Below are 12,942 nucleotides of genomic sequence, written 5' to 3'. Positions count from 1 at the left end.
AGCAGGAAGATGGTCTCATTATTGCTGGCAGTACGCAGAAACTTAAAAAATTTAGTTCGTATATTAAAAAATGAAACACTCCGTGCACTGTTGTTTATGTTAATCATTATTATTATCAGCGGTGTGATTTTCTTTATGAATACAGAAGGGATGCGCTTTACTGAAGCGCTGTATACGAGTGTCGTGATACTGCTGCCGACTTCGATTGAAGTGAACTATACACCCGCAAACGGCTTTTCTGAAATGTTTATGCTTCTTTATTTACTGAGCGGTATCGGTCTGATGCTGACACTTCTTTTAGGCGGTGTTGCACAGCTGATAAAAAAAGAGAAGCTCGACCAGGAGAATGATTAAAATAAGAAACAGAAAAAATCTATGATTAAAACATATTGAACCCGGGTAAAACATGAGTGAGACATTAATTAAGGAGGAAAATGTAATGGCAGTAAAATATGAAACAAGCGCAACAAATACCGGCGGACGTAAAGGACACGTAGTGACGGATGATAAAGCGATTGACACAGCGATTCTGCCGCCGGATCAGAAGGGTGACGGTACAAATCCGGAGCAGTTATTTGCTGCCGGGTATGCATCCTGCTTTAACGGTGCATTTGACTTAATGATTAAAAAAGGCGGCGTGCGTGATGCAGAGCCGGAAGTGACTTTGACAGTGCGTCTTGTGGATGATGAGAATGCAGAGAGTCCGAAACTTGAAGTGGACATTCATGCGAAAGTGAAAAATATGTCACAAGATGATGCAAATCAGTATTTGGAACAGGCACACAATTTCTGCCCGTATTCAAAAGCGGTCAGCGGCAATGTTGATGTCAGCTTAAGTGTAGAAGTCATCCAATAGTTTTCAGATCAGAAGGCATCCGACAGGGTGTCTTCTTTTATTATGAATAGAATCCTGTATAATATAGCAGTAATACATGGAAGAGGTGTAGTCATGCAGGTGAAAAACATTGAATTAGGAACAGGGGCGCCGAAAATTGTTGTATCGACCTCAAAAGATACACACCACGGTGCAGCGGATGCTGCACGGTATTTTGAACAGTTCAGGGAATCTTTTGATATTCTTGAGATTAGGGCGGATTATTTTGATGAACTGCAGGATGATGCCCATATAAATGCTGTGAATGAAATCATTCAGGCTTTTTCTGAATGCCCTGTCATTTATACATACCGCTCTTTTCGGGAGGGCGGCGACGGCAGACGCTCAAAAGAAGACTATTATGCACTTTTAAAACGTGTGATAGAGGAGTGCAGCATTGATTTAGTGGATATAGAGTTTTTAACAGATGAAGACATTACAGCGGACTTAATCGACAGAGCAGGAAAAAGAGAAGTTAAAGTACTGCTCAGCAATCATGATTTTACGCGTACACCGCTGATTGAAGAAATGCAGAAGCTTTTGTACCGGATGGACCGTGCGGGCGGCGATATTTTAAAAGTGGCATATGCACCACAGAATGAAAATGATACTTTAAATGTGATGAGTGTTGTTGCCTCTGCAAAGTCCGCTGTCGGCAGTAAAATAGTCGGTATTTCAATGGGGGAAACGGGTATGATTACGAGACTTGCGGGCGGTACGTTCGGTTCATGCATGACATACGGCTATGTGGCTGAAACTGCGGCACCCGGGCAGGTGCATGCCGAAAAAATCCGTCAGGCGCTGTCTGCGTATGAATAGTAGTGCGCTGTTTCAATTGATGTAAAGAAGTATCGTTGAGACTTTCAAAAGAAGATAGCGGTATTGATTAAGAAAAGGATACATGGCTGATTTTTCAGTCATGTATCCTTTATTTATCGTTAATAATATTTATATAATATTACAGGTTCTGCTGCAGAAACTCACGTACATCTTCAGGAGTTTTTGCATTTGCAGAATGCAGGTGGCCGAGCTTTTCCCCATTTTGGAAGATGAGAAGGCTTGGTATACCCATCACATCGTAGTCGAGTGCAGGCTGTTCAACTTCATCACGGTTAATTTCGTACCAGTTGACATAATTAAATTCTTCCAAGATCGGCGGGATAAACATGTTCATGCGTGTACAATCCGGGCACCAGTCTGCAAAGAATTTAACGACGATTTTGTCACTGCCGTTTATTTTTTCTGTAAAATCTTCATATGTTTTAATAGGTTCCATAAATCCTGACCTCCAGTATATTATATGATATCAGTCTACCATCAATCCGTTCTAAAATAAATCTGCATGCATTTTTGAAAAATACTTCGTATGAATGTATCAGTCATGTATAATTAAAGTAACTAAACACACGGAGGTAAATCATGATTACACTTTATGAATATCCACAATGTACGACATGCCGGAAAGGGAAAAAATATTTGAGCGGCAGTGGTATAGACTTTACAGCACATGACATGGTGAAAAATCCCCCAGGTGCAGATACGCTGAAAGGAATCATTGAGCAGTCGGACTACTCAGTGGATGACTTTTTCAATAAACGCGGTAAAAAATTTAAAGATCTCGGGTTAAAAGAAACACTCGACGATATGACACTTGATGAGAAACTCGAGCTTCTTTCAAGCGACGGCATGCTGATTAAAAGACCGCTTCTTGTTACTGATGATACTGTAGTTTTAGGTTTCAAGGAAGAAGCATACGAAGCGGCAGTCCGCTGATCAAAATATCTTGCTAAAATGTTTAAATTTGTGTCATTATAGATGTGTATATAATATACGGGGAGGTTTTAATCGTGGCAGCACCAAAAGAATTTAAATACTCAGAAGACCATGAATGGGTGAAAGTTGAAGGGAATACCGCAACAATCGGTATCACTGAATTCGCACAATCTGAACTCGGGGATATCGTATTTGTTGAGCTTCCTGAAACAGATGATAACGTAACACAGGGAGAATCTTTCGGCAGTGTTGAATCTGTGAAAACAGTATCTGAACTTTATGCACCGGTTGATGGTAAAATCATTGAAGTGAATGAAGAATTGGAAGACAGCCCTGAACTTGTTAATGAATCACCTTATGAAGGCGCATGGATGATTAAAGTTGAACTGACAAATGAATCACAGCTTGACGGTCTTATGGATGCAGACGCATACGATGAAATGACGGGTGCGTAATATATCAACTCCGGGCGGATGTCCGGGGTTTTCTTTATATAATGACTGGAGGGATAAATATGTATCTTTCTGAAAAAGTAATTATTGTTGAAGGTAAGAGTGACAAATGCCGCGTGGAGAGTGTCATAGCAGAACCTGTTCAAATCATCTGTACTTTTGGTACAATGGGTGTGTCAAAGCTTGATAATATACTGGATCAGATTGCAGTATCTGATATTTATATATTGTCTGATGCAGATAAAGAGGGACAGAAAATACGTCAGTGGTTTAAAAAGCATTTAAGTGAAAGTAAACATATTTATATTGATCCGAAATTCGGTGCAGTGGCAAGATGTCCAAAGGATTATCTGGCAGGTGTACTGCACCGTCAGGGGTTTCAAGTGAAACCCGGATTTTTGAGAGGTAAGTATTATGATGAAGCAAGAGTTGGATACCAGGGACTTATACAATCTTATACAATCTGAAGACAGAGTGATAGTATTCGGATATGCACCGATTTGTGCAAACTGTCAGATTGCAGAACGGATGCTGAATGTTGCGAAAGAAGTGGTCGGATTTGAATATACACCGGTTGATTTGAATTATCATGAGGCGTTTATCAATGAATTTCATGTTCAATCAGCACCGGCACTTCTCGTGTTCGAGCGGGGAGAATTGATTCGTTCCGTCTATGCATTCGAATCAGTCACAAAGCTGGTGGAAATATTACAAAAATAATGTTGACTATATTACTCGGTGATGATAATATAATGACAATTCAATAGAAGGAACTCTTATCGAGAGTGGTGGAGGGAAGTGCCCGTTGAAGCCACGGCAACCGTCAGAAAGACAAGGTGCCAATTCACTGAATTTTACATTCGAAGATGAGGGGCGTAAATAAAAGCCTGCTCATTTCATAGTAAATGAGTAGGCTTTTATTGTTAAATTTATATAGTTTGGATGAAGACATATGATAGATGTTAAAAATGCCGGTAAGATTTTCAGTACTAAAAATATCAATATTACAGCAGTTGATGACGTTTCTTTAACGATTAAAAAAGGTGAAATATTTGGTATCATCGGCTATTCCGGTGCAGGGAAATCGACGCTGATTCGTTTATTGAACGGCCTTGAAGTGCCGACTTCCGGTGATATTGTGATTGACGGTGACACCATCAATCAACTATCGAAAAAGGCCCTCAGGAAAAAACGGCAGAAAGTCTCAATGATTTTCCAGCATTTTAATTTACTGTGGTCCCGTACAGTCGAGGAAAATATCAGTTTCCCGCTTGAGATTGCAGGGGTCCCGAGAAGTGAACGCCGCCGCCGCGCACAGGAGTTAATCGAACTTGTCGGTCTTTCCGGGCGTGAGAAAAATTATCCGAGTGAACTTTCCGGCGGCCAGAAGCAGAGAGTCGGTATCGCACGTGCACTCGCGAACGACCCGGAAGTACTGCTTTGTGATGAAGCGACCAGTGCACTGGATCCGGAGACAACAGATGAAGTACTTCAACTGCTTGAGAGAATCCGGAAAGAGCTGCAGCTGACCATTGTATTGATTACACATGAAATGCATGTTATCCGGAAAATATGTGACCAGGCGGCTGTAATGGAAAAAGGCAGAGTCGTTGAAACAGGTCCTGTTCTCAGGCTCTTTCAAAATCCTGGGCACCCGGTGACAGAACGGTTCGTCAAAGATGACATCAATGATGAAGAGACTGCACTCGCAATTGATGAAGTGAGAGAGGTATTTCCAGATTCTAAAATCTTGAAGCTTGGTTTTGTGGGAACTAAATCGAAAACACCGGTGGTCTCACAAGTCATTAAATCCTACGACCTGGATTTGAATATTTTATCCGGAAATATTAAAAATACAAACAATGAATCCTACGGACACCTTTATGTGGCACTTGATATTGATGATAAAGTGCTGAAATCATTAAGTGAGTCTTTAGGTGCTGAAGGGGTAACAGTTGAGGTGGAAGAACATGAATGAATTTAGAGAAGACCTCATTGAAATGTTTTCATTTGAAAATGTCAGATGGGATGTGGTGTGGGAGGCGACACTCGACACACTGTATATGACAGGTATCGCAACAGTCTTTACCGCATTGTTCGGAATTATTCTGGGTATTATTTTATATCTTTCAAATAAAAGTGAGCATACATTGAGTGCGCCGTTGTACGGTGCCACAGCGTTTATAGTCAACTTGTTCAGAGCAATTCCGTTTATCATTTTAATCATCCTGTTAATTCCGCTGACTAAAGCGGTGATGGGGACGATAATGGGAGTTGAAGGTGCACTGCCGGCACTGATTATCGGCGCGTCGCCTTTCTATGCGAGACTGGTTGAGATTGGCCTTAAGGAAATTGATAAAGGTGTGATTGAAGCAGCGGAATCGATGGGTGCAAGCACATGGGAAATCATTTGGAAAGTACTGCTTCCGGAGTCACTGCCGGCACTGATTTCCGGGATTACAGTGACTGCAATTATGCTGGTCGGTTCAACAGCGATTGCCGGTGTTATTGGTGCCGGAGGTCTCGGCAACCTCGCATATATGGTTGGTTTCACCCGCAGCCAGAGTGATGTCACACTTGTTGCTACAGTAGTAATTTTGATTATCGTATTCATCATTCAGGTTGTCGGCGATCTGCTGGCGAAAACTGTGGATAAGCGGTAGTCATTATATAAATATATTATATGGAAAGAAGGGTTTATTTTTATGAAAAAGTTTTTATCTTTTTTATCATTATCAGTTTTGGTTTTAGTTCTCGCAGCCTGCGGCAATGGTTCTGATGATTCAGCGGAATCAGAAGCAGACAGCGGTGAAGATTCAGAGCTTGTTGTTGCAGCGTCACCTGCACCGCATGCAGAGATTCTTGAAGAAGCGGCGTCAATTCTTGAGGATGAAGGCATTAATCTTGAAGTGAATATTGTCAATGATTATACAACACCGAACAGACTGCTTGCCGATGAGGAAGTGGATGCAAACTACTTCCAACATGTGCCTTACCTGGATGGAGAAATTGAATCCCACGGTTATGATTTGGTCAGCGCAGGAAATGTTCATATTGAGCCGATGGCGGTTTATTCCAATGATTATGATTCACTGGAAGACATTCCTGACGGTTCAACCATTCTTGTTTCAAATAACCCGGCTGAAGAAGGACGCTTCCTGTCATTCTTTGTAAATGCAGGTCTTGTTGAAATTGAAGAGGGTATTGAAATTCAGAATGCGACATTTGATGATATTACAGAAAACCCGCATAACTTTGAGTTCAATAACCAGACAGCACCGGAACTTCTTGTAGAAATGTACAATAATAATGAAGCGCCTGCTGTAATTATCAACTCCAACTTTGCACTTGACGGCGGTTTAAATCCTCTTGAAGATTCTATCGTACTTGAAGACGGAGATTCCCCGTATGCGAACTTAATCGCAGTTCGTGCCGGTGATGAAGACAGAGAAGATATTCAAAAGCTGGTTGAAGTACTTCAAGGGGATGAAATTAAACAGTTCATCGAAGAAAATTATGACGGTGCAGTAATTCCCGCTGAATAAAAGTCTTAAAAACGTCGTTGATTCGGCGTTTTTTTAATTGACCCGGGAGTGTAAAATTTGTATATTGATATATCCTGGTGTTATAATCAGGGTGAATATTGAGTGGGATAATGACTGAAAAGAGGTGTATTAAAGTGAATGAATTTAATGAGGAAAAAAGTTTCGACAGTTCGATTGCATTAGTGTCTTATATACTGGCGATTTTTACATTGGTAGTCGGACCGCTGATTTTATGGGCAGTGAAAAAAGATGATGACCCGAGAACAGCGGAAGCATTAAGGAACGTTGCGAACTTCGGTTTGTCGTTTACAATTTATAATTTCATTGCATGGCTGACTACAGTGATATTAATCGGTTTTGTGCTAGGCCCGATTATTACTGTACTGACATATGTATTTATCGTAATCGGAATTATTAAGTCCCTGAATGGTGAGATGTACAAACCGCCGTTTACTTTGGACATTATAAAATAATGACTGCATGCCCGGCATAACTGCCGGGCTGTTTTAATGATAATGATTATTTATAAAGTGAGAAAAATAATTATGTGTACGCGTATTTTAAGATATTTTTATACAACGGTAAAATATCTTAAATAAAGGGATTAAACGTGATTTTATGAGGTTTATTCCCTTTTAAGCACCTGTTATTTACGTTATAATATAAAAGTGTTATTTTAATATTCATGCTGTGAGACTTTGACTATAATTTAGAATTATTATAAACTAAGTAAAGTATGAAAAAACAAAAATTCTTATTGGAGGATTAGTAAATGACTTCTGTTTTAGAGATCAAAAATCTACATGTCGAAATCGACGGTAAAGAAATATTAAAAGGTGTGGACCTTACTATAAAACAAGGTGAAATTCACGCTGTAATGGGACCAAACGGTACCGGAAAATCAACTTTGGCACAGGCAATCATGGGTCATCCGCGTTATGAAGTAACTAAAGGTGAAGTACTTCTTGACGGTGAAGATGTGCTTGAAATGGAAGTTGACGAGCGTGCACAGGCCGGCTTATTCCTTGGTATGCAGTACCCTTCAGAAATTTCAGGTGTTACAAACTCTGACTTCCTCCGCTCTGCAATTAATGCACAGCGTGAAGAGGGCGATGAAATCAAATTGATGCAGTTCATCAAAAAATTAGATAAAAACATGGAATTCCTTGAAATGGATTTAGACATGTCTACTCGTTATTTAAACGAAGGTTTCTCAGGCGGGGAGAAGAAGCGTAATGAAATTCTTCAATTAATGATGCTTGAGCCTAAATTCGGTATTCTTGATGAAATCGACTCCGGTCTTGATATTGACGCACTTAAAGTTGTATCCAAAGGTATCAACGAACTTCGCGGAGATGACTTCGGATCATTGATTATTACACACTACCAAAGACTTCTGAACTACATCACGCCTGACTACGTTCACGTAATGATGAAAGGCCGTGTTGTTAAATCCGGCGGTAAAGAGCTTGCTGAACGCCTTGAAGCTGAAGGTTACGACTGGATTAAAGAAGAACTTGGTATTGAGGATATGACAATCGAATCTGAAAAATAAAGACAGGAGGATCTTTAATGACTACTGAATCACATGAATTCCATATAAATGCTGATGAAGTCATCAACCGTGCTACTGAACGCGGTGAGTCTGAACTATTAATCAGTAAGAAAAAAGAAGCACTCGATAAATTTGAAAGTCTTGAGATGCCGAAACCTGACAAGACTAAAATTACAAAGTGGGACTTTTTCACAGTATCCAAACCGGTTGTAGACAGCCCGGTATACGACAGCTTGGAAGAACTTCCTGAAGCTGTTAAGAACTTAGTGGATATTGATAACACTAAAAACATCTATGTACAGCACAATAATACACCTGCTTATCTTCAGGTCTCAGACGAGCTTCAGGAGCAGGGTGTAATCATCGAAAACATTATTGAAGCGTCACACAACCATCCTGAACTGGTCGGAAAATACTTCATGACAGACGGCGTGAAGATTGATGACCATAAACTGGCGGCATTCCATGCGGCAATGCTGAACGGCGGACTGTTTGTTTATGTTCCGAAAAATGTTCAGGTGCCGGATCCTGTTCAGATGATTGTACTTCATGATAATGAGGAGGCTTCTTTATTCAACCATGTACTGATTGTTGCTGAAGAGGGCAGTGAATTGACTTATGTTGAAAGCTACCTTTCAGAAGTGGAAGAATCCAAAGAACAGATCAATATCATTTCAGAAGTGATTGCGAATGATAATGCTAAAATCACATACGGTACAGTGGACTTCCTTGCTGCCGGTATGACGGGTTATATTAACCGACGCGGTGTAGTATACCGTGATGCGACAGTTGACTGGGCACTCGGCCTGATGAATGATTCAAATGTAATTAATGACAATACCACTTACCTGATCGGCGACAATTCTTCATCTGACTTGAAGACAGTTGTAGTCGGACGCGGTAACCAGACATTGAACTTCACGACTGAAATTGTTCAGTACGGTAAAGACAGTGTCGGACATATTCTGAAGCACGGTGTAATGAAAGACAGTGCGTCAAGTATCTTTAACGGTATCGGTCATATTAAACACGGCGGTACAAGAAGTGATGCACAGCAGGAATCACGTGTACTGATGCTGAGCGAAAAAGCCCGTGGTGACGCGAACCCTATTCTTCTGATTGACGAAGACGATGTGACTGCAGGTCACGCTGCTTCAGTCGGCAGAGTAGATCCAATTCAATTGTTCTACCTGATGAGCCGCGGTATTTCACAAAAAGAAGCGGAAAGACTTGTCATCCACGGATTCCTTGATCCTGTGGTAAGAGAACTTCCGATTGAGTCAGTAAAAAACCAGCTTAGAGAAGTAATTGAACTTAAAGTATTATCCAAATAAGTATTAAAGGGGTTTTTCCAAATGAACACAGCGGACATTAGAAAAGACTTCCCTATACTTGATCAAAAAGTGAACGGCAAAGACTTAGTCTATCTTGATACTTCTGCAACCAGTCAGTCACCCGTGCAGGTGATTGATGCGATGAATGATTATTATAGAGAATATAACTCGAATGTTCACCGCGGTGTTCATACACTGGGTACAAAGGCGACAGATCAGTATGAGCAGGCACGAATGAAAGTCAGAAGCTTTATCAATGCACAAAGATTTGAAGAGATTGTCTTTACTCGTGGAACTACGGCATCGATTAATCTCGTTGCACGCAGTTTTGGTGATGCAGTCATTGAAGAAGGCGATGAAATCGTTGTAACTGAAATGGAGCATCATGCGAATATTGTTCCCTGGCAGGAGCTTGCCAAGCGTAAAAATGCCCGCCTGGTCTTTATTCCGCTTGAGAGCGACGGCTCAATCAAGATAGAGAGTCTGGAATCTGTAATTAATGAAAAAACAAAAATTGTAGCTGTAGCACATGTATCAAATGTACTTGGTACAATTAATGATATAAAACGTATTGCGGAAACAGCACATCAAAATGATGCATATATCAGCGTTGACGGTGCCCAGGCTGTTCCCCATATGAAGGTTGATGTTCAGGATTTAGGTGTTGATTTTTATGCCTTCAGCGGGCATAAAATGCTTGGTCCGACCGGCATAGGCGTACTGTATGGAAAGGCGCAATTGCTTGATGAAATGGAGCCTGTAGAGTATGGTGGAGATATGATAGACTTTGTCGGTATGTATGAGTCCACATGGACTGACCTTCCGGTGAAGTTTGAAGCAGGCACACCGATGATTGCTGAAGCTGTCGGTCTTGCCGCTGCAATCGATTATATAGAGTCAATCGGTCCGGATCATATTTTAAATTATGAACAGGAACTGACAAAGTATGCATATGACAGAATGTCAGAGATTGACGGTATTGAAATTTACGGTCCGAAAGAACGTGCCGGATTAATCACTTTTAATCTGGAAGATGTTCACCCGCATGACCTTGCAACAGCGCTGGATTCTGAAGGTGTCGCTGTCAGAGCCGGGCATCACTGCGCTCAGCCGCTGATGAAGTGGCTTGGTGTATCTGCCACAGCCAGAGCAAGTTTTTATATTTATAACACAAAAGAAGAGATAGATATATTTATCGAGGGGCTTAAACGTACGAAGGAGTTTTTCTCTTATGAATTTTAACAATCTGAATCAACTGTATCGATCTGTAATTATGGATCATTATAAGAATCCCAGAAACAAAGGGGTTATTGAAGATGGCACTTTAACTGTCGATATGAACAACCCGACCTGTGGTGACAGAATCCGTTTAACACTTGATGTTGACGGTAATGTTGTTAAAGATGCAAGATTCGATGGAGAAGGCTGCTCTATATCTATGTCCAGTGCATCAATGATGACAGAAGCGATAAAAGGAAAGACACTTGATGAGGCATTATCGATTGGTGATGAATTCAGCAAGATGATGCTGGGGGAAGATTATAATATTCCGGAAGAAGACGGGGATATTGAAGCGCTCTCTGGTGTAAGCCAATTCCCAGCACGCATAAAATGTGCAACACTAACTTGGAAAGCACTTGAAAAAGGTGTAAAAGAATCAGAGAGTAAATAATAATAAGGAGTGACGAATATGGCTAAACAAGCGCCGGATATCGGAGAATACCAATATGGTTTCCATGATGAGGACGTTTCGATTTTCCGTTCAGACCGTGGATTAACAGAAGAGATTGTAAGAGAAATCTCTAAGATGAAAGAAGAGCCCGAGTGGATGCTTGATTTCCGTTTGAAATCATTGGAGCATTTCTATAAAATGCCGATGCCGGTTTGGGGCGGAGACTTATCCGAACTGAACTTTGACGAAATCACGTACTACGTAAAACCTTCTGAAAAAACAGAACGCTCATGGGACGAAGTACCTGAAGAAATCAAATTAACATTTGATAAACTGGGTATTCCAGAAGCAGAGCAAAAATACCTTGCAGGTGTTTCTGCACAGTATGAATCAGAAGTTGTTTATCATAATATGGAACAGGACCTTGAAGATAAGGGTGTTATCTTTAAAGATACTGACTCTGCACTTCGTGAAAATGAAGACCTGTTCAGAGAGTACTGGGCAACAGTAATACCGCCTTCCGACAATAAATTTGCGGCATTGAACTCTGCAGTATGGTCCGGCGGATCATTTATTTACTGCCCGCCGGGAGTTAAGCTTGATACACCTTTACAGGCTTACTTCCGTATTAACTCAGAAAACATGGGACAGTTTGAGCGTACTTTAATCATCTGTGATGAAGGTTCAAGCGTACACTATGTTGAGGGTTGTACTGCACCGGTTTATACAACAAATTCACTGCACTCAGCTGTTGTTGAAATTATTGTTAAAAAAGATGCATACTGCCGTTATACAACAATCCAGAACTGGGCTAGAAACGTATACAACCTGGTTACAAAACGTACATTCGTTGATGCGAACGGTACAATGGAATGGATTGACGGTAACATGGGATCTAAAATAACAATGAAATACCCTGCTGTTTTCCTTAAAGGAGAAGGCGCACGTGGTATGACATTGTCCATCGCACTTGCAGGTAAAGGTCAGCTGCAGGATGCAGGTGCAAAAATGATTCACCTTGCACCAAACACATCTTCAACAATTGTATCTAAATCCATCGCTAAAGGCGGCGGTAAAGTATCATACCGTGGACAAGTTCACTTCGGCAGAAAAGCAACAGGTGCGCGTTCAAACATCGAGTGTGATACTCTGATTATGGATAATGAGTCTACTTCAGACACAATTCCATACAATGAGATTTTAAACGATAACATTTCTCTTGAACACGAAGCGAAAGTTTCCAAAGTATCAGAAGAACAGTTATTTTATCTCATGAGCCGTGGTATTGGTGAAGAAGAAGCGACAGAAATGATCGTTATGGGCTTCATCGAGCCATTCACAAAAGAACTTCCAATGGAATATGCGGTAGAAATGAACCGTCTAATCTCATTTGAGATGGAAGGATCTATCGGGTAATATATTTGAATTCTTGCTCCTGTCACACTTGTGGCAGGAGTTTTTTTGGTTTTGTTGTGGTGAAGTGCCACAGATGTGGGTATGTTGACGAGTCTGTAGCATTTTGAGTGTGGGAACGCTCCAGAATGATTGAATGTTGGAGACCTGTAGCGTGTTGTGCCACAGGTGAGAGTGTATTGATAAATCTGTGGCATTTTAGGTGCGGAAACGCTACAGAATAAAGAATATCGACGAACTGTATCGCATTGTGCCACAGATGTGGGTGTACCAACGAATCTGTAGCATTTTCGGTGCGGAAACGCTACAGAATGATGAATGTTG

The 12,942-nt window shown here is 40.9% G+C and carries 17 protein-coding genes and 1 riboswitch; of the genes, 16 read left to right on the top strand and 1 reads right to left on the bottom strand.

Features of this window, described 5'->3' with window-relative positions:
• Positions 1–9 precede the first annotated feature (9 nt).
• The 3 genes from ACFSX4_RS06885 to aroD all read left to right on the top strand — a co-directional run bounded on the left by ACFSX4_RS06885 (position 10) and on the right by aroD (position 1,693).
• A complete protein-coding gene (locus tag ACFSX4_RS06885; protein WP_377772890.1) occupies positions 10–354 on the top strand; it encodes a hypothetical protein in 345 nt (114 codons plus the stop codon).
• 85 nt (positions 355–439) lie between these two features.
• Complete coding sequence (locus tag ACFSX4_RS06880) at positions 440–856, top strand: organic hydroperoxide resistance protein (RefSeq protein ID WP_377772888.1); 417 nt, start codon at positions 440–442, stop codon at positions 854–856.
• Positions 857–949: 93 nt separating this feature from the next.
• Entirely contained in the window at positions 950–1,693 is a 744-nt protein-coding gene (aroD, locus tag ACFSX4_RS06875; RefSeq protein ID WP_377772886.1) for a type I 3-dehydroquinate dehydratase, read from the top strand.
• A 139-nt stretch (positions 1,694–1,832) separates the two neighbouring features.
• On the opposite strand, the gene ACFSX4_RS06870 is transcribed toward aroD, so the two are convergent.
• Positions 1,833–2,150 carry a thioredoxin family protein gene (locus ACFSX4_RS06870; protein WP_377772884.1) on the bottom strand — a complete coding sequence of 106 codons (318 nt, stop codon included), beginning with the start codon at positions 2,148–2,150 and terminating at the stop codon, positions 1,833–1,835.
• Positions 2,151–2,293: 143 nt separating this feature from the next.
• Here ACFSX4_RS06870 and ACFSX4_RS06865 point away from each other — a divergent pair, with 143 nt between their 5' ends.
• The 13 genes from ACFSX4_RS06865 to sufB all read left to right on the top strand — a co-directional run bounded on the left by ACFSX4_RS06865 (position 2,294) and on the right by sufB (position 12,621).
• Positions 2,294–2,647: a Spx/MgsR family RNA polymerase-binding regulatory protein gene (locus ACFSX4_RS06865; RefSeq protein WP_377772882.1), complete on the top strand. Its 354-nt coding sequence runs from the start codon at positions 2,294–2,296 to the stop codon at positions 2,645–2,647.
• A 74-nt stretch (positions 2,648–2,721) separates the two neighbouring features.
• Positions 2,722–3,102: a glycine cleavage system protein GcvH gene (gcvH, locus tag ACFSX4_RS06860; RefSeq protein WP_377772880.1), complete on the top strand. Its 381-nt coding sequence runs from the start codon at positions 2,722–2,724 to the stop codon at positions 3,100–3,102.
• 59 nt (positions 3,103–3,161) lie between these two features.
• Positions 3,162–3,566, top strand: a complete 405-nt coding sequence (locus tag ACFSX4_RS06855) for a toprim domain-containing protein (protein WP_377772878.1) — start codon at positions 3,162–3,164, stop codon at positions 3,564–3,566.
• Positions 3,514–3,819, top strand: coding sequence for a thioredoxin family protein (locus ACFSX4_RS06850; RefSeq protein WP_377772876.1), 306 nt, complete (start codon positions 3,514–3,516; stop codon positions 3,817–3,819). Before ACFSX4_RS06855 ends, ACFSX4_RS06850 begins: the two co-directional genes overlap by 53 nt.
• 53 nt (positions 3,820–3,872) lie before the next feature.
• A riboswitch (SAM riboswitch) is annotated at positions 3,873–3,972 on the top strand.
• Between the two features lie 79 nt (positions 3,973–4,051).
• Positions 4,052–5,077: a methionine ABC transporter ATP-binding protein gene (locus tag ACFSX4_RS06845; RefSeq protein ID WP_377772874.1), complete on the top strand. Its 1,026-nt coding sequence runs from the start codon at positions 4,052–4,054 to the stop codon at positions 5,075–5,077.
• Positions 5,070–5,762: a methionine ABC transporter permease gene (locus ACFSX4_RS06840; protein WP_377772872.1), complete on the top strand. Its 693-nt coding sequence runs from the start codon at positions 5,070–5,072 to the stop codon at positions 5,760–5,762. The genes ACFSX4_RS06845 and ACFSX4_RS06840 overlap by 8 nt, the downstream gene beginning before the upstream one ends.
• Before the next feature lie 42 nt (positions 5,763–5,804).
• Positions 5,805–6,644, top strand: coding sequence for a MetQ/NlpA family ABC transporter substrate-binding protein (locus tag ACFSX4_RS06835; protein WP_377772870.1), 840 nt, complete (start codon positions 5,805–5,807; stop codon positions 6,642–6,644).
• A 134-nt stretch (positions 6,645–6,778) separates the two neighbouring features.
• A complete protein-coding gene (locus ACFSX4_RS06830; protein WP_377772868.1) occupies positions 6,779–7,117 on the top strand; it encodes a DUF4870 domain-containing protein in 339 nt (112 codons plus the stop codon).
• 299 nt (positions 7,118–7,416) lie between these two features.
• Complete coding sequence (gene sufC, locus ACFSX4_RS06825) at positions 7,417–8,199, top strand: Fe-S cluster assembly ATPase SufC (protein WP_377772866.1); 783 nt, start codon at positions 7,417–7,419, stop codon at positions 8,197–8,199.
• Positions 8,200–8,216: 17 nt separating this feature from the next.
• Positions 8,217–9,533: a Fe-S cluster assembly protein SufD gene (gene sufD, locus ACFSX4_RS06820; protein ID WP_377772864.1), complete on the top strand. Its 1,317-nt coding sequence runs from the start codon at positions 8,217–8,219 to the stop codon at positions 9,531–9,533.
• 21 nt (positions 9,534–9,554) lie between these two features.
• Entirely contained in the window at positions 9,555–10,775 is a 1,221-nt protein-coding gene (locus tag ACFSX4_RS06815) for a cysteine desulfurase (RefSeq protein ID WP_377772862.1), read from the top strand.
• Positions 10,765–11,205 (top strand): Fe-S cluster assembly sulfur transfer protein SufU, encoded by a 441-nt coding sequence (gene sufU, locus ACFSX4_RS06810; protein WP_377772860.1) that lies wholly within the window; start codon positions 10,765–10,767, stop codon positions 11,203–11,205. Before ACFSX4_RS06815 ends, sufU begins: the two co-directional genes overlap by 11 nt.
• Positions 11,206–11,223: 18 nt before the next feature.
• Positions 11,224–12,621, top strand: coding sequence for a Fe-S cluster assembly protein SufB (gene sufB, locus ACFSX4_RS06805; protein WP_377772858.1), 1,398 nt, complete (start codon positions 11,224–11,226; stop codon positions 12,619–12,621).
• Positions 12,622–12,942: the final 321 nt, after the last annotated feature.

The sequence above is a fragment of the Corticicoccus populi genome, assembly GCF_042686195.1.
GTDB classification, from domain to species: Bacteria; Bacillota; Bacilli; order Staphylococcales; family Salinicoccaceae; genus Corticicoccus; species Corticicoccus populi.
This window is presented reverse-complemented; position numbering and strand designations above follow the sequence as displayed.